The sequence below is a fragment of the Streptomyces sp. CC53 genome (genome assembly GCF_001865245.1).
Taxonomy (GTDB): Bacteria; Actinomycetota; Actinomycetes; order Streptomycetales; family Streptomycetaceae; genus Streptomyces.
Window position 1 is genome coordinate 1 of record NZ_MKXB01000239.1, and the last position, 21743, is coordinate 21743.

General features: G+C 73.8%; 19 protein-coding genes. 12 read left to right on the plus strand and 7 right to left on the minus strand.

The genetic code is table 11. The annotated features are described in order from the left end of the window. On the plus strand, positions 1-456 hold a 456-nt coding region (locus BJP40_RS31045; RefSeq protein ID WP_371258722.1), incomplete at its 5' end, for a YchJ family protein. Between the two features lie 280 nt (positions 457-736). Here the strand turns inward: BJP40_RS31045 and BJP40_RS31050 are convergent. Further along, entirely contained in the window at positions 737-1054 is a 318-nt protein-coding gene (locus tag BJP40_RS31050; RefSeq protein WP_071284374.1) for an Imm51 family immunity protein, read from the minus strand. Positions 1055-1127: 73 nt separating this feature from the next. Next, on the minus strand, positions 1128-1388 hold the full coding sequence (locus BJP40_RS31055; RefSeq protein ID WP_071284336.1) for a hypothetical protein: 261 nt from the start codon (positions 1386-1388) through the stop codon (positions 1128-1130). Between the two features lie 175 nt (positions 1389-1563). Here BJP40_RS31055 and BJP40_RS31060 point away from each other — a divergent pair, with 175 nt between their 5' ends. Continuing rightward, positions 1564-1785 (plus strand): hypothetical protein, encoded by a 222-nt coding sequence (locus BJP40_RS31060; protein WP_071284377.1) that lies wholly within the window; start codon positions 1564-1566, stop codon positions 1783-1785. Positions 1786-1849: 64 nt separating this feature from the next. Here BJP40_RS31060 and BJP40_RS31065 read toward each other — a convergent pair whose 3' ends face one another. Further along, positions 1850-2914: an ATP-dependent DNA ligase gene (locus BJP40_RS31065; RefSeq protein WP_071284339.1), complete on the minus strand. Its 1065-nt coding sequence runs from the start codon at positions 2912-2914 to the stop codon at positions 1850-1852. A gap of 74 nt (positions 2915-2988) precedes the next feature. On the opposite strand from BJP40_RS31065, the gene ligD reads away from it, so the two are divergent. From ligD to BJP40_RS31080, 3 genes are all read left to right on the plus strand, one after another. Then, entirely contained in the window at positions 2989-4104 is a 1116-nt protein-coding gene (gene ligD / locus BJP40_RS31070; protein ID WP_079171614.1) for a non-homologous end-joining DNA ligase, read from the plus strand. A 62-nt stretch (positions 4105-4166) separates the two neighbouring features. Continuing rightward, positions 4167-4973 carry a VOC family protein gene (locus tag BJP40_RS31075; protein WP_071284342.1) on the plus strand — a complete coding sequence of 269 codons (807 nt, stop codon included), beginning with the start codon at positions 4167-4169 and terminating at the stop codon, positions 4971-4973. Between the two features lie 390 nt (positions 4974-5363). Further along, positions 5364-5651 (plus strand): WhiB family transcriptional regulator, encoded by a 288-nt coding sequence (locus BJP40_RS31080; protein WP_071284345.1) that lies wholly within the window; start codon positions 5364-5366, stop codon positions 5649-5651. Positions 5652-5848: 197 nt separating this feature from the next. Here BJP40_RS31080 and BJP40_RS31085 read toward each other — a convergent pair whose 3' ends face one another. The 3 genes from BJP40_RS31085 to BJP40_RS31095 form a co-directional block, all read right to left on the minus strand. Further along, the gene (locus BJP40_RS31085; RefSeq protein ID WP_071265698.1) at positions 5849-6829 is read right to left on the minus strand and encodes an acyl-ACP desaturase; all 981 of its coding nucleotides are present in this window, start codon (positions 6827-6829) and stop codon (positions 5849-5851) included. A 108-nt stretch (positions 6830-6937) separates the two neighbouring features. Then, entirely contained in the window at positions 6938-8557 is a 1620-nt protein-coding gene (locus BJP40_RS31090) for an ABC-F family ATP-binding cassette domain-containing protein (protein ID WP_071284348.1), read from the minus strand. A gap of 318 nt (positions 8558-8875) precedes the next feature. Next, entirely contained in the window at positions 8876-9292 is a 417-nt protein-coding gene (locus tag BJP40_RS31095; protein ID WP_071284351.1) for an SsgA family sporulation/cell division regulator, read from the minus strand. A gap of 134 nt (positions 9293-9426) precedes the next feature. On the opposite strand from BJP40_RS31095, the gene BJP40_RS31100 reads away from it, so the two are divergent. The 6 genes from BJP40_RS31100 (at position 9427) to BJP40_RS31125 (ending at position 16475) form a co-directional block, all read left to right on the plus strand. Continuing rightward, a complete protein-coding gene (locus BJP40_RS31100) occupies positions 9427-10170 on the plus strand; it encodes an endonuclease V (protein WP_071284354.1) in 744 nt (247 codons plus the stop codon). Further along, entirely contained in the window at positions 10167-10547 is a 381-nt protein-coding gene (locus tag BJP40_RS31105; protein ID WP_071284357.1) for a VOC family protein, read from the plus strand. Before BJP40_RS31100 ends, BJP40_RS31105 begins: the two co-directional genes overlap by 4 nt. 144 nt (positions 10548-10691) lie before the next feature. Beyond that, positions 10692-11867: a CaiB/BaiF CoA-transferase family protein gene (locus BJP40_RS31110; protein WP_079171615.1), complete on the plus strand. Its 1176-nt coding sequence runs from the start codon at positions 10692-10694 to the stop codon at positions 11865-11867. After that, complete coding sequence (locus BJP40_RS31115; protein ID WP_071284359.1) at positions 11864-13006, plus strand: acyl-CoA dehydrogenase family protein; 1143 nt, start codon at positions 11864-11866, stop codon at positions 13004-13006. The genes BJP40_RS31110 and BJP40_RS31115 overlap by 4 nt, the downstream gene beginning before the upstream one ends. A gap of 45 nt (positions 13007-13051) precedes the next feature. After that, positions 13052-14266 (plus strand): acetyl-CoA C-acetyltransferase, encoded by a 1215-nt coding sequence (locus BJP40_RS31120; protein WP_071284361.1) that lies wholly within the window; start codon positions 13052-13054, stop codon positions 14264-14266. Positions 14267-14303: 37 nt separating this feature from the next. Further along, entirely contained in the window at positions 14304-16475 is a 2172-nt protein-coding gene (locus BJP40_RS31125) for a 3-hydroxyacyl-CoA dehydrogenase NAD-binding domain-containing protein (protein ID WP_071284364.1), read from the plus strand. Here the strand turns inward: BJP40_RS31125 and BJP40_RS31130 are convergent. Then, positions 16465-17229, minus strand: coding sequence for a MerR family transcriptional regulator (locus BJP40_RS31130; protein ID WP_071284367.1), 765 nt, complete (start codon positions 17227-17229; stop codon positions 16465-16467). The two genes, BJP40_RS31125 and BJP40_RS31130, sit on opposite strands and share 11 nt — an antisense overlap. Before the next feature lie 1628 nt (positions 17230-18857). Between BJP40_RS31130 and BJP40_RS31140 the strand changes: the two genes are divergently transcribed. After that, positions 18858-21704 carry a SpoIIE family protein phosphatase gene (locus BJP40_RS31140; RefSeq protein WP_226962340.1) on the plus strand — a complete coding sequence of 949 codons (2847 nt, stop codon included), beginning with the start codon at positions 18858-18860 and terminating at the stop codon, positions 21702-21704. Positions 21705-21743 lie beyond the last annotated feature (39 nt).

Below are 21743 nucleotides of genomic sequence, written 5' to 3' on the forward strand. Positions count from 1 at the left end.
TCCCGACGCACGACCAAGAACCGCCGCGGCACGCCCGCCCCGCCCCCGGCCCCCCGCCCGGGACCCGCCGTGCGGGCCGACGGCCCCTGCCCGTGCGGCCTGCCCACCGCGTACGCCGCCTGCTGCGGGCGCTTCCACGCGGGCACGGAGGCGGCGCCCACCCCCGAACTGCTCATGCGCTCCCGCTACAGCGCCTTCGTCGTACGGGACGAGCCGTACCTGCTGCGCACCTGGGCGGCGGCGACGCGCCCGGACCGCGTGGACTTCGACCCGGAACTGCACTGGACCGGCCTGGAGATCCTCGCGGCCTCCGACGGCACCCTGTTCCACACCACCGGCACCGTCACGTTCACGGCCCACTACACCCGGGCCGGGGCCCCCGGCGCCCTGCGCGAGCACAGCCGCTTCGAGAAGACCGACGGCCGGTGGGTGTACGTGGACGGGTCCTTCGACTAGAGCCTCACGGCGCTCGCGGCCGGGAGGCCTCCCCGCCGTCCCGTTCACCGCTCAGACGGTGCGCTTCTCCGCGTCGCTCGGTCGGATCGACAGCCCGCCCCGCAGACCGCCCACCGCGCGGCCGGTGCCTTGACCGGCTACGAGGCGGAAGGCAGCCCGACGTGCTGACCGCCCAGCGACGCCGGCGTCCACGTGTCCGCTGCGAGAAGGGCACCGCCGGGGCCGGCGCCCACACCACGAGAGCATGAACGAATCGGCACGCCTGCCCGCAGTGGAGCTGCTAGCCGTCGAACTCGAAGCCCGAAGTCTCTGCTCGGGCGAGGATGTCACGGACCGCGTCGGGGCTCGTGATGACTGACTCGAGAGCGGTCTTGAGCTGTGCGAGGTCACCCGGAGTCCCGACAGCGCAGAACATGTCGGCTTCGCTGTCGAAGTCGAGCGGCTCGGCGATGCCCGGCCAGGCGAACCGCACAAGACCTTCCCAGAAGTACCCGTTCGGTTCGTGCCCTGCGTCGGCCACTGCCACGTCAGCAGCCAGGCCGCCGACGGCCGACGTCAGCGAGTGTTCGCCGTCCAGGTCATGAAGCGTGATGGCCACGGCCACGATCGTCTCACGCCCGGCACGGCCACCGGACCCGCTGCCTCGGCACTGCCGACCCCCGGCGGCGGCACTAGCGGACCCCGCCGCCCGGCCGCAGCACCAGGCCGGGGTTGTACGCGGCGAGCACCTTGTTCGCGCGGGCCAGCGCCGACAGGGCGTACTCCCGGTCGGCCTGGTCCTCGGTGCACAGCGGGCCGCGGAACCGGCGCACTTCCCGGGCCGCGCACTCGGCGTCGACCTCGGCCTGCAGGACACCCAGCGGCATACAGGAACCGATCATGGCGGCGACCTGGTCGGGGATCGGGACGGGGATGAGACGCGACACGGTCACGTGAGGTCCTTGTCTGCTGCTGTCCTGCTTGTGGCAGGTCGTCGACTGCGCGGTGTACCCCTCTATGGTGACGGCTCCCCGACCCCGATCGGTCCCCGGGTCCGTCCCCGTCCTGCAACCGTTCCGCGTTCCCGCCCCGCACCCGGGTACCCGTCCGGACGTGGAGGTGATCGTCATGCCAGAGCCCGGCGGCGAGAAGTACGACGTCCACCGCGCCCGGCTCCGTAAGGAGGGGGAGAACCAGGGCGTGTCCGACCAGGACGCGAACGAGGAGGCGAACGCGAAACTCCAGGAGAGCCCCGAGTGGAGCTCGCGCGGCCCGCGCACCGAACGCGGCCGCGGCCCCAAGGGCGAGCGCGGACGCGGACGGGCCGAGCGCGGCGAGCAGCCCGAGTGACGGCGGCCGGGCTGCCGCGCCGCCCGCAACGCAGGGTCCGCGCGGGGCCCGGTACCGGGACGCGTCAGCGTCCCGACAGGACCGCTTCCAGGTCGTACGAGACGGGCTCCTCCAGCTGGGCGTAGCCGCAGCTCTCCGGCGTGCGGTCCGGGCGCCAGCGGCGGAACCGGGCCGTGTGCCGGAACCGGTCGCCCTCCATGTGGTCGTACGCCACCTCGCACACCCGCTCCGGCCGCAGCGCCACCCACGACAGGTCCTTCTTGCCCGACCAGCGGCTCGGCGCACCCGGCAGCCGCCCGGCCTCGTGCGCCGCCGCGTCCGCCCACGACGCCCACGGATGGCCGTCCGGCGGGTCCATGACCAGGGGCTCCAGCTCCTGCACCAGCTCCTCGCGGCGGCGTGCCGTGAACGCCGCGGACACCCCGACGTGCTGGAGCCCGCCCCCCGTGTCGTACAGGCCGAGCAGCAGCGAGCCGACCACCGGGCCGCTCTTGTGGAACCGGTACCCGGCCACCACCACGTCCGCGGTCCGCTCGTGCTTGACCTTGTACATGACCCGGGCGTCCGGACGGTAGGTCAGGTCGAGCGGCTTGGCCACGATCCCGTCGAGGCCGGCGCCCTCGTACCGCTCGAACCAGTCGCCGGCGAGTTCGCGGTCCGTCGTCGCGGGCGCCAGGTGCACCGGTGGGAGCACCCCCGCGAGGACCCGTTCCAGCTCCGCGCGGCGCTCCACCATCGGAACGCCCATGAGGGAGGCGTCGTCGAGGGCGAGCAGGTCGAAGGCGACGAACCGGGCCGGCGTCCGCTCGGCCAGCATCCGCACACGCGAGTCCGCGGGATGGATGCGCTCGGTCAGCCGGTCGAAGTCCAGTCGCCCCTGGTGGGCGATGACGATCTCGCCGTCCACCACGCATCGCTCCGGCAGGCGCTCGCGCACCGCGTCCACCAGCTCGGGGAAGTAGCGGGTCAGCGGCTTGCCCGTGCGGCTGCCGATCACCACCTCGGCCCCGTCCCGGTGCACGATCGCCCGGAAACCGTCCCACTTCGCCTCGTACTGCATTCCCGGCGGGATGCTCTTCACGCTCTTGGCCAGCATCGGTTTCACAGGCGGCATCACCGGCAGGTCCATAACCCGATTCTGATGGATGCGGCAGGAAGTGGCCCGATATGCGCGTCCTGTCCGCTCGGCCTACCGTGGCGGCTATGGCAGATGCGGTGGAGTTGGAGGCCGGGGGCCGGAAGGTGCGCCTCAGCAACCCGGACAAGGTCTACTTCCCGGAGCGGGGCTTCACCAAGCTGGACGTCGCCCGCTACTACCTGGCCGTCGGCGACGGCATCACCCGCGCCCTGCGCGACCGGCCGACCACGCTGGAACGGTTCCCCGACGGGGTCGGGGGCGAGTCCTTCTTCCAGAAGCGGGCGCCCAAGAACCTGCCCGACTGGATCCCCACCGCCCACATCTCCTTCCCGAGCGGCCGGTCGGCCGACGAGATCCGCCCCACCGAGGTCGCCGCGGTGCTGTGGGCCGCCAACCTCGGCACGCTGACCTTCCACCCCTGGCCGGTACGGGGCGACGCCACCGACCACCCCGACGAGCTGCGCATCGACCTGGACCCCCAGCCCGGCACGGGCTTCGCCGACGCCGTTCGCGCCGCCCACGAGCTGCGCGCCCTGCTCGACGAGTACGGCCTGCGGGGCTGGCCCAAGACCTCCGGCGGCCGCGGGCTGCACGTCTACGTGCCGATCGTGCCGCGCTGGACCTTCGCCGGCGTGCGCCGCGCCGCCATCGCGGTCGGCCGCGAGCTGGAGCGCCGCATGCCGGGCCGGGTCACCACGGCCTGGTGGAAGGAGGAGCGGGGTGAGCGGATCTTCGTCGACTACAACCAGACCGCCCGGGACCGGACCATCGCCTCCGCGTACTCCATCCGGCCGAAGCCGCACGCGCCCGTGTCCGCGCCACTGCGCTGGCACGAGCTCGACGACGTGGACCCCCGGGACTTCGACCTGGCGACCATGCCCGTGCGGTACCAGGACGAGGGCGACGTCCACGCCGACATGGAGGAGCACGCCTTCGGCCTGGAGGGCCTGCTGGAGCTGGCCGAGCGGGACGAACGCGAGCACGGGCTCGGCGACCTGCCGTATCCGCCGGACCATCCGAAGATGCCGGGCGAACCCACGAGGGTGCAGCCGAGCCGTGCGAAGCAGAACAGCAGGTCCCGTGTGGAGGAGAGCGGCGGTGCGCGGGACGCCGCCGGGAGCGGCAGCGCGCAGGACGGCGAGGACCGCAAGGAGGTCCGGCGGAGCAGACCGACCAGGTAGACCCCCGGCCCGCCGCACCGGCGGCAGCCCCCACACCGGCACCCGAAGGAGCAGCGCACCCCATGCTCACCACCCGCTTCGTCACCGGCACCCCGAACTGGGTCGACCTCGGCACCCCCGACCTGGAGGGCGCCCGGTCCTTCTACCAGGGGCTGTTCGGCTGGGCCTTCCAGGACGCCGGACCGGACTCCGGCGGATACGGCATGTTCCAGCGCGGCGGCAGCACCGTCGCGGGCGTCATGGCCATCCCCGCCGAGCACGGCCGCTCCGCGTGGACGGTCTACTTCCAGGCGCCCGACGCCGACGCGGCTGCCGCGGCCGTGCAGCAGGGCGGCGGCACGGTGGGCCTCGCGCCCATGGACGTGCACGACCTCGGCCGGATGGCGCTCTTCAGCGACCCCACCGGGGCCGGCTTCGGCGTGTGGCAGCCCGGCACGAACAGGGGGCTCGACGCGGTCGGCGAGCCGAACGCGCTGTCCTGGACCGAGCTCTACACCCCCGACCCGGTCACCGACCTGTCCTTCTACGACCTGGTGTTCGGCATGGAGGCCCATACGGCGGGGCCCGCCGCGGGAGGCTCCGGCTACACCCTCCTGCAGCCGTCCGGAACCGGGCGCGCCTCGCTGGAAGACGCCTTCGGTGGCGTCGTCCCGCTGGCGGAGGACCCCTCGGAGGCGGAGAGCGGCCCCTCGTGGGCCCCGTACTTCCAGGTGACCGACCTGGACGGGGCCGTCGCTCAGGCCGAGCGGCTGGGCGGCGCCGTGCGGCGGGAGCCGGGGGAGCTGGCGGGGCTCGGCCGGGCCGCGAAGCTCACCGACCCGTACGGCGCCCGCTTCGCGCTGCTGGAACGCGCCGCCCGCACCCCCTGACGGCTGAGCGGCCCGGCTGCCCGGGGCACGCTACGGCCCGGGCGGGGCTGCGCGTCCTCGCGCCCTCCACGGGCCGTGCGGCGAGGCATCCGTGCCGGGCCGCCCGGGTGCGGCACCCACCGGGGCGGAGGGGCGTCCGCCCGGTGCGGCACCGGATCATCGGCGCCGGGGCATCGGCGTGGCGCCGCCCGTCCGCCGCTGTCGCCCGGGGAGCCCGCCCGGGACGGCGCCGGCTGTGGCCGTGAGCGGGCCCCGTGCGGCGCCGCGCCGTGTCGGCCGACCCTTTGCGCCGTCACACCGCGCGGGGTCATCCTGACGGGGTGCGACCGGCGCGTGGGCCGTCGATCGCTCGTTGACCGGTTGTTTATCGCCTCCGGGCAGGGTGGGCCCATGCCGATCAACAGCACCGTGAACAGCGCCACGCTCCCCGCTCCCCAGGACCCCGAGCTCACCTGGCAGAAGACCGCCCTGTGCGCCCAGACCGGCCCGGAGCTGTTCTTCCCCGAGCCCGGCTCCTCGACCCGGGAGGCGAAGTTCCTCTGCGGGCGCTGCGACGCGCGGGGCGCCTGCCTGGAGTACGCCCTCGCGCATGACGAGCGGTTCGGGGTCTGGGGCGGGCTGTCCGAGCAGGAGCGGCACGCCCTCAAGCGCGGGCGCAGCGCACCGCGGGCGGCTTGACGGCTCGCGCCGGAACCGCCCGCCCGGCACCGCGGTCCGCTGCCCGGACCGCGGTGCCGCCGGGTCGCATGGGCTTGCCTCTGCGGGCCCCCCGGCGCAGGTCCGTCCGCGCCGGTGCCCCCTGCGCATGCGGACCGACCGGACTGCGTGGGGCGGCCCGCGGCGCGGGGCGACGCGCCGCACCACGGTCGGCGGCGTCAGCTGCTCCGGGCGGCCTTGGCGGCCAGCCGCGCCTGGCGGGCGGCGAGCTTCTCGTCGAAGCGCTTCGCCTCCGTGTCCAGCCCGTCCATGTAGAGCCCGAGTTCCTCCTGCGCCCGGCGGCCCTCGGGGCCGAGCCCGTCGATCTCCATGACCTTCAGGAAGCGCAGCACCGGCTGCAGGACGTCGTCGTGGTGGATGCGCAGGTTGTAGATCCCGCCGATCGCCATCTGGGCGGCGGCACGCTCGAAGCCCGGGATGCCGTGGCCCGGCATCCGGAAGTTCACCACCACGTCCCGCACCGCCTGCATGGTCAGGTCGGGGGCGAGCCCGAAAGCCGCCGACAGCAGGTTCCGGTAGAACACCATGTGCAGGTTCTCGTCGGTCGCGATGCGGGACAGCATCCGGTCGCAGACCGGGTCGCCCGAGTGGTGGCCCGTGTTGCGGTGCGAGATGCGGGTCGCCAGTTCCTGGAACGCCACGTACGCCACGGAGTGCAGCATCGAGTGGCGGTTGTCCGACTCGAAGCCCTCACTCATGTGGGACATGCGGAACTGCTCCAGCTTGTCCGGGTCCACGGCGCGCGAGGTCAGCAGGTAGTCCCGCATCACGATGCCGTGCCGCCCCTCCTCGGCGGTCCAGCGGTGCACCCAGGTGCCCCAGGCGCCGTCCCGGCCGAAGAGGGTGGCGATCTCGTGGTGGTAGCTCGGCAGGTTGTCCTCGGTCAGCAGGTTCACGATGAGGGCGGTCCTGCCCACGTCCGTCACCTTCGACTGTCCCGGCTCCCAGTCCTCGCCGTCCTCGAAGAACCGCGGGAAGTTCCGGCCGTCCGACCACGGGACGTACTCGTGCGGCATCCAGTCCTTGACCACCTTGAGGTGGCGGTTGAGCTCCGTCTCGACGACCTCTTCCAGTGCGTACAGCAGCCGGGCATCGGTCCACTCCGCCGAACTGCCGAGATGGGGAGAGGTGAGGGTCACGGGGAGCTCCTGTGGAACGGGATCATTACCTACGGGCTCGTAGGTTACGAGACCGTAGGTTAAGCAGGCCGTAAGGGTATGGCCAAGACCCGTCATGGAGTTGTCTGATTACCCACTGTTACGCGCAGGAGGGTTCAGTGTCAGTCGCCGAGTGATCCCGATCGATGCCAGGAACGGTTCGTCGTGGCTGGCGACGACCAGCGCCCCCTCGTACGCCTCCAGTGCCGCCGTCAGGCTCCGCACGCTCGCCAGGTCGAGGTTGTTCGTCGGCTCGTCCAGCAGCAGGAGCTGCGGCGCCGGCTCCGCCAGCAGCAGGGCCGCGAGTGCCGCCCGGAAGCGTTCCCCGCCCGACAGCGTCCCGGCTCGGCGGTCCGCCTTCGCCCCGCGGAAGAGGAACCGCGCGAGGCGCGCCCTGATGCGGTTCGGTGTCGCCTCCGGGGCGAACCGTGCCACGTTCTCCGCCACCGTCGCCTCGTCGTCCAGCACGTCGAGGCGCTGCGGCAGGAAGCGGAGCGGCACCCGTACCGCGACCTGCCCGGCCACCGGCTCCAGCTCGCCGGCGATGGTCCGCAGCAGCGTCGACTTGCCCGCACCGTTCCGCCCCGCCAGTGCGACGCGTTCCGGACCGCGCACCGCCGTCTCGCCCTCCAGGCGCACGCCGTGGCGGAGCGTCAGGTCGCGCAGCAGCAGCACCTCGCGCCCCGGAGGCACGGCGGTGTGCGGCAGCTCGATCCGGATCGCATCGTCGTCCCGCACCGCCTCCACCGCCTCGCCCAGCCGCTCCCGCGCCTCGGTGAGCCGCTGCGCCTGAAGGGTGCGGTGCTTGCCCGCCGACACCTGGGCGGCGCGCTTGCGCTCCTGCGCGACGATCCTGGGCACGACGTTGTTGTCGTAGCTCTTCTGCCCGTAGCGCTTGCGCTTGGACAACTTCTGCTGCGCCTCGGCCAGTTCCCTGCGCTGCCGGCGTACGTCCGCCTCGGCGGCCCGCACCGTGCGCTCGGCCGCCTCCTGCGTGGCGGCGACGATCTCCTCGTACACGGAGTACGGGCCCCCGTACCAGACGACCCCGCCGTCGCGCAGCTCGGCGATCCGGTCCACGCGCTCCAGTAGTTCGCGGTCGTGGCTGACCACGACGAGCGTGCCCGGCCAGGAGTCCACCGCGGCGTAGAGGCGGTGTCGCGCCTCCAGGTCGAGGTTGTTCGTCGGCTCGTCCAGCAGCAGGACCGCGGGCCGGGCCAGGAGCAGTGCGGCGAGGCGCAGCAGCACGCACTCGCCGCCCGACATCTCGCCGACCGTCCGGTCCAGTCCCAGGTGGCCGAGACCGAGTTGGCCGAGCGCGGCGTGCGCCCGCTCCTCCACGTCCCAGTCGTCGCCGACCGCGGTGAAGTGCTCCTCAGCCGCCTCGCCGCGCTCGACGGCGTGCAGGGCGGCCCGGGTGGCGGCGATGCCGAGCGCCTCGTCCACGCGCAGCGCGGTGTCGAGGACGGCGTCCTGAGGGAGGCGGCCGATCTCACCGACCGCGTGGACGCTCCCGGCGGACGGGGCGAGTTCACCGGTGAGCAGCCGGAGCAGCGTCGACTTCCCCGAGCCGTTCCGGCCGACCAGCCCGGTCCGGCCGGAGGGGACGGTGAGGTCCAGGTCGTCGAGGACCGACGTGCAGTCAGGCCAGGCGAACGAGAGTCCGGTGCAGGTGAGTGCGGACGGGGTGGAGGAAGAGGAGGATGACATACGGGTCTCCCGGTTGCGTGGGTGCGAGGAAGGGGCAACGGGTGAGACACCGGCGTGCAGGAGGCCGCGATCCGACGGTTCCGGCCGCTTCGTGCGGCGGGGAGTGTGCGGAGGCACTGCGGGCAGTGCGGGACGGCTCGTACGACGGAGGCCGGACACGGCGGCGGCAGGCGGGCGCGGGATGGCGGCGGCTGCGGCACGGCGCGGTGTCTCAGGACCTCAGACGAGCAATGTCCTACTCCGATCAGACCATCGGCGGGCGAGTGGGTGATCACGACGGTAGACGGCGGTGCACGGCCGCCGCAACGGAGTTTCGGGTCAGCGCGCGTCGCGCAGCAGCACCGCCAGGTCACGGTCCAGGTCGAGGAACAGGTGCTCGAAGCCCAGCGGCACCACATGCCGGGTCCGGGTCAGGAAGCGGTGCAGGTCGGCGGCGTACGTCTCCACCATGGCGACGCCCTCGGGGGCGTGGAACTCCAGCACCGCGCGGTCGCGGCCGAGGGGCCGCACGCGCACGTCGCCCGTGCCGGCCGGCGCCCTCAGTCCCGCCATGAGCAGGTCGCGGGCGAACTCCCACACGACTTCGACGCCCTCCAGCGTCGCCTGCGCCGGGAAGGTCATCCGTACGGCGAAGGGGTCGCGGCGGTCGTAGCGCAGCGTGGCGGACACCGTGTCGGTGCGGGGCGCGGACGCGACGAGGCGGGCCTCCACGGCCTGCTCGATGACGGTCGACAAGTCCTGCTCCCTCGTAGCTCTCCTCGTATGGGGGAGGACGAGCATTCCGGCCGACGAGTGACCAGTCTTCGCTGTGGCGTGCATCACACTCCGGACTGTCCTCGTGAAGTGCTCCGCCGTAAGGTGGCGGCACTATGACGATCTTCGAAACACCGGCCGACTGGCCCGTCGACGAGGCGCAGGCGCTGGCCGTCCAGGACGCCCTGCGCGACCGGGTCGTGTGCGACGACTCCGGGCCGGAGCCCGGGACCGGCCTCGTGACCGGCGTGGACGTGGCCTACGACGACGACCGCGACCTCGTCGCGGCGGCCGCCGTCGTCCTGGACGCCCGCACCCTGGAGGTCGTGGACCGGGCCACCGCCGTCGGGCGCGTCCCCTTCCCCTACATCCCCGGACTGCTCGCCTTCCGTGAACTGCCCGCCGTGCTCGCCGCCCTCGGCGGCCTGACCGCCGGCCCCGGGCTCCTGGTCTGCGACGGGTACGGCCGGGCCCACCCCCGCCGCTTCGGGCTGGCCAGCCACCTCGGCGTGCTCACCGGACTGCCGGTCGTCGGCGTCGCCAAGAACCCCTTCACCTTCACGTACGAGCCGCCGGGGGAGCGGCGCGGGACCTCGTCGCCGCTGATGGCGGGCGACGAGGAGGTCGGCCGGGCGCTGCGGACCCGGGACGGCGTCAAGCCGGTCTTCGTCTCGGCCGGCCACCGCGTCACCCTCGCGGGTGCCTGCGCGCACACCCTGGCCCTGACGCCGCGCTACCGCCTCCCGGAGACCACGCGGCACGCCGACGCGCTCTGCCGCAGGGCCCTCCGGGAAGCGGCGGCGACCGCGGCGGATCCCCGCCCGGCGGGGCCGGGTGTCGCGGAGGGGGCGACCACGTGATCGGCCGCTTGCAGTGCGTGGTGCTCGACTGCCCGGAGCCGCATGCCCTGGCCCACTTCTACCGGGGGCTCCTGGGCGGAGACGTCGACCGTCCGGACCCCCGGTGGTCGCTGGACGGCGACTGGGCGACGCTCCATCTGGACGACGGCAGGGTGCTGGCCTTCCAGCGCGTCGCCTCCCACCGGCCGCCCCGGTGGCCCGGCGACCCCGACCGGCCGCAGCAGTTCCACCTGGACGTCGGCGTGGCCGACCTGGAGCGGGCCCGCGCGCAGGCCGTGTCCCTCGGTGCGACGGTCCTGGACGAGGGATCCCCGGACCGGGGCTGGACCGTGTGCGCGGACCCCGCGGGCCATCCCTTCTGCCTGGTGGGCGACTGAGCCCGCCGTGCCGCGGCCCCGCCGGCCCGGGGGAGGTTTTCCACAGGGGTGCGGCGGGGCTTGTGCGGGCTGCGGGCCCTTCTTAACATCATCACTGTTACAGCAGAACTGTCACAGTGTGGTGGCGGTGACGAGGGGAGCCGCATGACAGCGACCACCGGCCGGAACGGTCCGGGCGCCCACGCCCACGGCCCGCTCACCGGAGTGCGTGTGGTGGAACTGGCCGGCATCGGCCCCGGCCCCTTCGCCGCCATGCTGCTCGCCGACCTCGGCGCCGACGTCGTCAGGGTCGACCGGCCCGGCGGACCCGGCCTCGGCGTCGACCCGGTGTACGACCTCACCAACCGCAACAAGCGCTCCGTCCTCGTCGACCTCAAGGCCGACGCCGGCCCCGCCGCGGTCCTCGACCTCGCCGAGCGCGCCGACATCCTCATCGAGGGCTACCGCCCGGGCGTCGCCGAACGCCTCGGCGTCGGCCCCGACCCCTGCCTCGCACGCAACCCCCGGCTCGTCTACGGCCGGATGACCGGCTGGGGCCAGGACGGCCCCCTCGCCGGCCGCGCCGGACACGACATCACCTACCTCGCGGTCACCGGCGGCCTCACCCTGACCGGAGGGGACCCCGGCGCCCCGCCCCCCGTGCCGGCGAACCTGCTCGGCGACTACGCGGGCGGCGCGCTCTACCTCGTCACCGGTGTCCTCGCCGCCCTCCACCACGCCCGAGGCCCGGGCGGCACCGGGCAGGTCGTCGACGCCGCCATCACCGACGGAGCCGCCCACCTCGCCACCATGATCCACGGCATGCTCGCCGCCGGCACCTGGCGCGACGACCGCCCCGGCGGCAACCTGCTGGACGGCGGCTGCCCCTTCTACGGCACCTACGTGACAGCCGACGGCCGGCACATGGCGGTGGGCGCCCTGGAGGAGCGCTTCTACGACCAGTTCGCCCGCATCCTCGGCCTCACCCCCGACGAGGCGGCCCTCCGAGGTGACCCCGCGCGCTGGGACGCCCTGAAGGACGCCGTCGCCACCCGCTTCCGCACCCGCACCCGCACCGAGTGGACGGCCCTCTTCGAGGGTACGGACGCCTGTGTGGCCCCCGTCCTGTCCCTGCGGGAGGCGCCCGCCCACCCGCACCTCGCGTCCCGCGGCACGTTCACCCACCACGGCGGACTCACCCAGCCCGCGCCCGCACCCCGGTTCTCCGCGACCCCCGGCACCGTCCGCCGCCCGCCCGCCCTGCCGGGCGCCGACGCCGCCGGCGTCGCCCGCGACTGGGACGTCCCGGCCATCCGCCCCACCGAAGGAGGACCCCGGTGAAGCGCCGCATCTTCAGCGCCGAGCACGAGGCGTTCCGCGACACCGTCCGCTCTTTCCTCGCCAAGGAGGTCCTGCCGCACTACGCGCAGTGGGAGAAGGACGGCATCGTCTCCCGCGACGCCTGGCGCGCCGCAGGGCGCCAGGGCCTCCTCGGCCTGGCCGTCCCCGAGGAGTTCGGCGGCGGCGGCACGGCCGACTTCCGCTACAGCGCCGTCCTCGCAGAGGAGTTCACCCGGGCCGGCGCCCCCGGTCTCGCCATCGGGCTCCACAACGACATCATCGGCCCCTACCTCACCTCACTCGCCACCGACCAGCAGAAGCAGCGCTGGCTGCCCGGGTTCTGCAGCGGCGACACCATCACCGCCATCGCCATGACCGAGCCCGGAGCCGGCTCCGACCTCCAGGGCATCCGCACCACCGCCGAGGACAAGGGCGACCACTGGCTGCTCAACGGCTCCAAGACCTTCATCTCCAACGGCATCCTCGCCGACCTCGTCATCGTCGTCGCGAAGACCACTCCCGAGGGCGGCGCGCACGGCCTCTCCCTGCTGGTCGTGGAGCGCGGCGCGGAAGGCTTCACCCGCGGCCGGAACCTCGACAAGATCGGCCAGAAGGCCCAGGACACCGCTGAGCTCTTCTTCCACGACGTCCGCGTCCCCAAGGAGAACCTGCTCGGCGCACGCGACGGCGCCTTCGTCCACCTCATGACGCACCTGGCGCAGGAACGCCTCGCCATCGCCGTGGCCGCCGCGGCCGGCGCCGAGCACCTGCTGGAGATCACCACCGCGTACGTCAAGGAGCGCGAGGCGTTCGGCCGCCCGCTCGCCGGGCTCCAGCACATCCGCTTCGAGATCGCGGAGCTCGCCACCGAGTGCGCCGTCACCCGCGCCTTCGTCGACCGCTGCATCGAGGAGCACACGGACGGCGCGCTCGACGCCGTCCACGCGTCCATGGCCAAGTGGTGGGCCACCGAACTCCAGAAGCGCACAGCCGACCGCTGCCTCCAGCTCCACGGCGGCTACGGCTACATGACCGAGTACCCCGTCGCCCGGGCGTTCACCGACGGCCGGGTCCAGACCATCTACGGCGGCACGACCGAGATCATGAAGGAGATCATCGGCCGCTCCCTGCTCGGCTGATGCTCCCGCGCCTCCCCGCCGACCGACCTCGCGAAAGGCCCACCAGTGACCACCGAAGCGTACGTGTACGACGCGATCCGCACCCCGCGCGGCCGCGGCAAGGCCAACGGCGCCCTCCACGGGACCAAGCCCATCGACCTCGTCGTGGGACTCATCCACGAACTCCGCGACCGCTTCCCCGGGCTCGACCCGGCAGCCGTCGACGACATCGTCCTCGGTGTCGTCGGCCCCGTCGGCGACCAGGGCTCCGACATCGCCCGCATCGCGGCCATCGCCGCCGGACTGCCCGACACGGTCGCGGGAGTCCAGGAGAACCGCTTCTGTGCCTCCGGCCTCGAAGCCGTGAACACCGCCGCCGCCAAGATCCGCTCCGGCTGGGAGGACCTGATCCTCGCCGGCGGCGTCGAGTCGATGTCCCGCGTCCCCATGGCGTCGGACGGCGGGGCCTGGTTCGCCGACCCCATGACGAACCTCGCCACCAACTTCGTCCCCCAGGGCATCGGCGCCGACCTCATCGCCACCATCGAGGGCTTCTCCCGCCGCGACGTCGACGAGTACGCCGCCCTCTCCCAGGACCGCGCCGCCGAGGCGTGGAAGGACGGCAGGTTCGACCGGTCGGTCGTCCCGGTCAAGGACCGCGCCGGTCTCGTCGTCCTCGACCACGACGAGCACATGCGCCCCGGCACCACGGCCGACTCCCTCGCGGCCCTCAAGCCGTCGTTCGCGGACATCGGCGAGCTCGGCGGCTTCGACGCCGTGGCGCTCCAGGAGTACCACTGGGTCGAGGCGATCGACCACGTTCACCACGCCGGCAACTCCTCCGGCATCGTCGACGGCGCCGCACTCGTCGCCATCGGCTCCCGGGAGGTCGGCGAGCGGTACGGGCTGACGCCCCGCGCCCGGATCGTGTCCGCCGCCGTGTCCGGCTCGGAGCCGACCATCATGCTCACCGGGCCCGCCCCCGCCGCCCGCAAGGCCCTCGCCAAGGCCGGGCTGACGATCGACGACATCGACCTCGTCGAGATCAACGAAGCCTTCGCCGCCGTCGTCCTGCGCTTCGTGAAGGACATGGGCCTCTCCCTCGACAAGGTGAACGTCAACGGAGGAGCCATCGCGATGGGCCACCCCCTGGGTGCCACCGGAGCGATGATCCTCGGCACGCTCGTCGACGAACTGGAGCGCCGGGACAAGCGCTACGGACTCGCCACGCTCTGCGTCGGCGGCGGCATGGGCATCGCCACCGTCGTCGAACGCCTCTGACCCGTCCCGCCCCCACCCCCTCACGGAGAGACCAGCAATGAGCGAGAGCACCACCATCCGCTGGGAGCAGGACGAGACCGGCGTGGTCACCCTCGTCCTCGACGACCCCCGCCAGGCCGCCAACACCATGAACCAGGCCTTCCGCGCGTCGATCACCGCGATCGCGGACCGCGCCGAGGCCGAGAAGGACTCCATCCGCGGCATCATCTACACCTCCGCCAAGAAGTCCTTCTTCGCCGGCGGTGACCTCAAAGACATGATCAAGGCAGGCCCCGCCGAGGCCCGCCTCGTCTTCGACACCGCCGCCGAGATCAAGAGCGCACTGCGCCGCATCGAGACCCTCGGCGTCCCCGTCGTGGCCGCGGTCAACGGCACCGCCCTCGGCGGCGGCTACGAGATCGCCCTCGCCGCCCACCACCGCGTCGCCCTCGACACGCCCGGATCCAAGATCGGGCTCCCCGAGGTCACCCTCGGTCTGCTCCCCGGAGGTGGCGGCGTCACCCGCACTGTCCGCCTCATGGGCATCGCCGACGCGCTGCTGAAGGTGCTCCTCCAGGGCACCCAGTACAGCCCTCGCCGCGCCCTCGACAACGGCCTCGTACACGAACTGGCCTCCACGCCGGAGGAGATGCTCGCCAAGGCCCGCGCGTTCATCGACGCCCACCCCGAGTCACGCCAGCCCTGGGACGTCCCCGGCTACCGCATCCCGGGTGGCACGCCGTCGAACCCGAAGTTCGCCGCCAACCTCCCGGCCTTCCCCGCCAACCTGCGCAAACAGCTGAACGGAGCCCCCTACCCGGCGCCCCGCGCCATCCTCGCGGCCGCCGTCGAGGGCTCCCAGGTCGACTTCGCGACCGCGCTCACCATCGAGGGCCGCTACTTCACCGAACTCGTGACCGGCCAGACCGCGAAGAACATGATCCAGGCGTTCTTCTTCGACCTGCAGGCCGTCAACGCCGGCCGCAGCCGCCCCACCGGCGTCCCGACCCGCCCCGTGCGCAAGGCCGCCGTCCTCGGCGCCGGCATGATGGGCGCGGGCATCGCCTACGCCTGCGCCAAGGCCGGGATCGACGTCGTCCTGAAGGACGTGTCGCAGGAGGCCGCGCAGAAGGGCAAGGCGTACTCCGAGAAGCTCTGCGCCAAGGCCGTCCAGCGGGGCCGCACGACCCAGGAGAAGGCGGACGCCCTGCTCGCCCGCATCCGGCCCACCGCCGAAGCGGCGGACCTGGCGGGGTGCGACGCCGTCATCGAGGCGGTCTTCGAGGACACCGGGCTCAAGCACAAGGTGTTCCAGGAGATCCAGGACGTCGTCGCCCCCGACGCCCTGCTCTGCTCCAACACCTCCACGCTCCCCATCACCTCGCTCGCCGAAGGCGTCGACCGGCCCGCCGACTTCATCGGGCTGCACTTCTTCTCCCCCGTCGACAAGATGCCCCTCGTCGAGATCATCAAGGGCGAGGCCACCGGCGACGAGGCCCTCGCCCGCGCCTTCGACCTGGTCCGCCAGATCAACAAGACGCCCATCGTCGTCAACGACAGCCGCGGCTTCTTTACCTCCCGCGTCATCGGCCAGTTCATCAACGAGGGTGTCGCCATGATCGGCGAAGGCGTGGAGCCCGCCTCCGTCGAACAGGCCGCCGGCCAGGCCGGCTACCCCGCGAAGGTGCTGTCCCTCATGGACGAACTGACCCTCACCCTGCCGCGGAAGATCCGCAACGAGACGCGGCGTGCCGTCGAGGACGCGGGCGGCACCTGGCGGACCCACCCGGCGGAGGCCGTCATCGACCGCATGGTCGACGAGTTCGGCCGCACGGGCCGCAGCGGCGGCGCCGGCTTCTACGACTACGACGAGAACGGCACCCGCACCCGCCTGTGGCCGGGCCTGCGCGAGCACTTCACGGAGGCGGACGCCCGCGTCCCCTTCGACGACATGAAGGAGCGCATGCTCTTCTCGGAGGCGCTCGACTCGGTGCGCTGCCTGGAGGAGGGCGTGCTGACGTCCGTCGCGGACGCCAACGTCGGCTCCGTCCTCGGCATCGGGTTCCCCGCCTGGACCGGCGGCGTCCTGCAGTACATCAACGGCTACGAGGGAGGGCTCCCCGGCTTCGTGGCGCGCGCCCGCGAACTCGCCGAGCGGTACGGGGAGCGCTTCGAGCCGCCGGCACTGCTGCTGGCGAAGCTCGAACGGGGGGAGACCTTCACGGACTGACCGCCCCGTCCTCTCCGGGAGCGCGGAACGCGGCCCGCAGCTCGTCCCTCAGCGACCGCTGGAAGGCGGTCACAAGGGCCTGCACCACCATCGGCTGCATGTGCGCGGACAGCGACTTCATCGCCCTGACGTGCTGCGGGTCCTCGGGGTCCGCCTCCCGCTCCCGGTAGGGGGTCCACACCTCCTCGCGGAACAGCCTCGCCAACTCCTGGGCCGCCTCCCGCGTGTGCTCCACCAGCACCGCGCGGGCCGCGAGGATCGTCTCGTGCGGGATCGGCACGTCGAGCATCTGGAGGCCCAGCCGCAGCAGTCCGAGGTCCACGCGCAGCACGCCCTCGACGCCCGTCTCCCCGAGCACGTCCATGCCGGCGAGCAGGGCGAGATCGGCGTCGCTGAGGGCCCGCCCCGCCCGCCGCTCGAGCTCCGGGCGCGTCAGCTCCTCGGCGGTGTCGGGCGCCCAGGTCGCCACCAGTGCCCGGTGCATCGCCAGATCCTGGGCGCTGGCGTCGGGCGGCAACTGCTCCAGGTAGCGTTCGATCGCCGCCAGCGTCATCCCCTGCCGCTGTAGTTCCTCGATCAACGCGAGGCGGGCCAGGTGGCCGGGACCGTACCGGCCGATCCGGCGCGGCCCGATCTCCGGGGGCGGCAGCAGCCCCCGCGTGCCGTAGAAGCGGATGGTCCGCACGGTGACCCCGGCACGGGCGGCGAGTTCGTCGACCGTGTACGTCGGCTGCGGCTCGGTGTGGGTCGACATGGGGCCTCGCATCTCCCTGCGGTGTCGCACTGGTGCAACAGTATTGCTGTCCCACCGGTCGTGCGAAACTCTGCGGCCCGCCCCTGGCCCCGCCGTGTGACTACTGCGCGGACCGCCGGGCAGGTGCGGGGGCCACCGCGCCGTCCGTCAGCGAGGGCGGACCCGCAGGGCGGTCAGGTGCCGGAGGCTCACCGGGACGTGGGTCGCCGTGCCGCCGGCCGACCGGTCGGCCGGAGCAGCCTCGTCTCCGGGGTCGAGCAGACCGTCCAGGAACTCGCGAAGGGAGCCGACCGGTGTCCGGGAGGGAACGGGCGACGGGGCGTCCGGAGACGGAGCGGTGGACGGCGCCGCTGCGCCGGCGCTCGGCGCGGAGGTCCCGGCGCCGCCCGCCGGTCGGGCCTCGCGGGCTTCCCCGCTCGGCTGCGGTGCCGGACCGTTCATCGGCGCCGGCGGGAAGGGCGGCACCTTCGGCACGGCGGTCGCGGACCCGGCCGGTGCCGGCGCCCCGGCAGCACGGGCCGGATCTGCGGCCGCGCGCCCGCCCGGCGTGTCTGCTGCGCCGGAGGACTCCGGCGCGGGCGCCGGCCGGCTGGAGGACACGGCGGCGGGCCCGCTGCCGGGACGACCGCCACCCGACTCGTCGTGCGGGCTCCGCGCCGGGCCGGAACCGGGCTCGGGGCGGGTGCTGCGCGGGTGATCGGGACGGGCCTGCGGGGCCGTGGTGTCCCGGGCCTGCAGCGCGATGGCCAGGGCGCCAGCCACCCCCAGGGCGGTGGTGACCCGTACCACCGGGTGGTGGGCGCCGCCCGTCCTCTGCAGCCGCCTGTGCCTGCCCATGAAACGCCTCTCGCGCGTGGGTAACGTGATCCGACGGTCGGACAATGGGCCGGGCGTCCGAAAGGACACGGCTGCTGCGCGGCTGTGACGGGCCGTGGCCGAATTGCGACACGCAGAGCGCGACGAACCGGAGCGCCGCGAACGGTGTCCTCCGAAGCATCTGCTCGGAGCAGCCGGGCCCCGGGACCGCAGTACGTGGGTGCCGTACACCGTTCCGTGGCCTGTCCTGCTCTTCGGGCCGCGAGGGCCGGGGCAGGCCCGGGTCGGTGGCTGAGGCGTGGAACGCCCGTGACCTCGGCCGTTCCGGAGGCAGCGCCCGCACACGTCCACACGCGGTGCCGCCACGCGGCCAAGCGTCGTGCACCGCGTCCGCACACAGTGCGCATCCGGCCACAGGTGCCGTGCACATCGTCCGCACGCAGTGCGCGGACGATGCCGCCGCCTGTCGTGTACTGATCCTGCTCTGGGGCGTCTGCCGCGGCACGTCCGGGGCCACCTCTGCCGTCGGCCGCGAGGGCGTGTCCGTCCCCGCAGCAGTAGGCCCGGGCGGTCGGGTGGCGCGGCGGGTCACCGGGCCGTCACCGGTACGCCCCCGGACCGGCGCGCGGCCTCTCGGCTGAGGCTGCCGCCTGTCCGGACGCCGGTACGGGGTCGCAGCGCGCGGCCGACGGCACGCCCTCCGTCACCCATCGGGGCCATGTAGCGCATTCCCGGCCGGTTTGAGTGGCTTGCACCGCATGTCGGGTAGCAGCATGGAGGAGAGGCGGTGCACGGCAGAACATGCTTGCGGCTTGCCGCGTACGGAGGCGGTGCAGGCTTTGACCCGGCAGATGTTTGCTTCCGGCGGCGTGGGGATGGCCGCGGTCTACGTGCTGGCCGACACCGGGAGCGAGCTGCGGCTCGCCGAGACGGTCGACAACGACGCAGGGCCCTTCCTGCCGGCACCGGCCTACTCCCTGACCGGCCGGTCCTCGGTCGCGGAGGCATGCCGCGCCGGGCGGCCGCTCTGGCTGGGACCCGAAGCCCTGGCCGCCTCTACGGGGCACGAGCCGGCCGGCGCCGAGCACCCGGCAGCCGGGGACGACCGACCGCTCGGCGACGGCTCGGCCGGGCTCGGCGGCCGTGATGAGCCCGCGGCCGCCGGCAGCCCACGCTCCGGGGCGCCCGGTGTTCCCCGTGCCGGGGACTCCGGCGTCGCCCCGCACAGCAGCGGCGGGGAGGGCCGCTCAGGTGCGGCGCACCGCCGGGCCGACGGTGCACCGCACCCTCCGCGCGCGGCACGGGGCGGCCCGTCCGCCGGTGCGCGTGTCGGCGCCGGGCCGAGCGACGGGACCGTTGCCCGCACACAGGCCCGTGCCTCGGAGGGCGACGACGTGCCCCCTGGGCGGCACGAGCCCGACGGCAGCGCCCGCGCGGGTCCCTCCTCCGGCCCCGCTGATCCGGACGGTGCGGACCTCGCCCCCCGCTCCGGGCCCCGGCCGGGCGGAGGGCCCGTCGTGCTGGGGGCACTGCCGCTGGGAGGAGAGTCGCGGCTGCTGGGGTGCCTGCTCGTCACCGCCCGGTCCGGCACGGGGTTCGACGCCGACCAGCGCGCCCTGCTGGAGCTGTACGCCGACCAGACGGCCGCCGGGCTCGAAGCCGCGGCCGCCCGGGCGCTGCCGGCCCGCCCCGAACCCCGCACCCGCACCGGGCCGGGCCTGCTGCCCCGGCGCGGCGGCGCGTTCGTCGTGACCGTGCACACCGGCCGCATGGAGGCGGACGGCTCCGTACTGGACCTGCTCGGCATCCCGCCGGACGCGTTCGACGGCAACGTGTCGACCCTGCTGGAGCACACCGTCCCCGACGACATCCCCGCCCTCATGGCGATCGTCGAGCCGGGCCGGGTCGCCGGCGACCAGCAACTGGCCTTCCGCATCCGCAGACCCGGCGGCGAACTGCGCTGGCTCGGACTGCGCTGCCGGGTGCAGACGGACGCCGGCGGTGCCCCCGCCCGGGTCCTCGGCGTCGTCGGCGACGCCTCCTACCTGCGTCCCAGTGTCGACGACGTGTCCCTGGTGCAGCGGCTGTCGGCCGCCCTCGCGGGGGCGACCACGATCCGCCAGGTCAGCCGCGTCGTCGTGGACGCCCTGCGGGAACCGCTGCGGGCCGACCGGGTCGCCGTCGCCGAACTGGAGGGCGACCGGCTCGTGGTCACCCTGCTCGACCCGCCGCAGCCCGACGCCTGGCCGGAGTCGTGGCGCGCCGAATGGCGCTCCGAGTGGCCCGACGCCTCCCTGCACACCCTGCCGACCCTGGAGGGCGCCCTCCGCGAGGGCCACGTCAGCCTGTGGCCGGCCGACACGGGACTCGAACCGGGCCTCGCGGGCATCGGCCCGGGCGGCCTCGCGGTGCTGCCGCTGCCCGCGGAAGGCAGGATGGTCGGCGTGTGCCTCGTCGGCTGGGACCGGGAACACCGCTTCGGCGCGGAGGAACGCTCGCTGCTGACCGCGACCGCCGGAATGGTCGGGCAGGCCCTCACCCGCGCCCACGCTCTCGACGCGGGCCACGAACTGGCCACGATGCTCCAGCGCAGCCTGCTGCCCCGCAAGCTCCCCGACCTCGGCGGCGGCACGGCCGTGGCCCGGTACCTGCCGGCGACCAGGGGACTGGAGGTCGGCGGCGACTGGTACGACGTGATCCCGCTCGCCGACGGGCACGTGGCGCTGGTCATCGGCGACGTGCAGGGCCACAGCGCCGGAGCCGCGACCATCATGGGCCAGATGCGCACCGCCATCCGCGCCTACGCCGTGGAGGGCCACCCGCCGGACGTCGTCGTCGCTCACGCCAACCGGCTCCTCGTCGGCATGGAGACCGACCTGTTCGCCACCTGCTGCTACGTCGACCTCGACATGGAGGAGGGCATCGCCTGGGTGGTCCGCGCCGGGCACCTGCCGCCCCTGCTGCGCCTGCCCGACGGCACCACCCGGGAGGCCGCCGCCGACGGGGGACCGCCGCTCGGCGTCCTGGCGGACGCCGAGTACCCCATGACGGAGCTCAATCTGGCCCCCGGCACCCTCCTCGCCCTCGTCACCGACGGGCTGGTCGAGTCCGCGAGCCTCCCGATGGAGGAGGGCGTACGGGCGGTGCGCAGCCTCCTCGCCGCCGCGGACCCGGCCGACCCCGGGCGCGTCGCGGACGAGCTCCTGGCGCACAACCACCGCCGCGACGACGACGTCGCCGTCCTGCTGCTGCGCTACGACGGCATGCGGGTACGGCCCATCCGCGCGCGCTGGGCGGTGTGGCGGCTGCCCGACGCGGTCATGCACGCACGCCGCTTCACCGCGCGCACCCTGCGCTCCTGGTCCGCGGACGGGTCGGTCGACATGGCGCTCCTGGTGGTGTCCGAGCTCGTCACCAACGCCGTCGCGCACACCCGGGGGGAAGTGCGGCTGGACCTCACCCTCGCCGGGGACCGGCTGCGCATCGCCGTCAACGACACCTCACCCCGCGCCCCCGTCAGGGCGGCCAGCACCGACTGGGAGGCGACCGGCGGGCGGGGGCTCCTGCTCGTCGAGGCCGTGTCGGCGTCCTGGGGCTCCCTGCCGCTCGGCGGCGGCAAGCAGGTCTGGGCCGAACTCGCCGTGGAGCGCACGCCATGACCCCGCGCAGCACACCCCCGCACCCCGCCACCCCGCCCC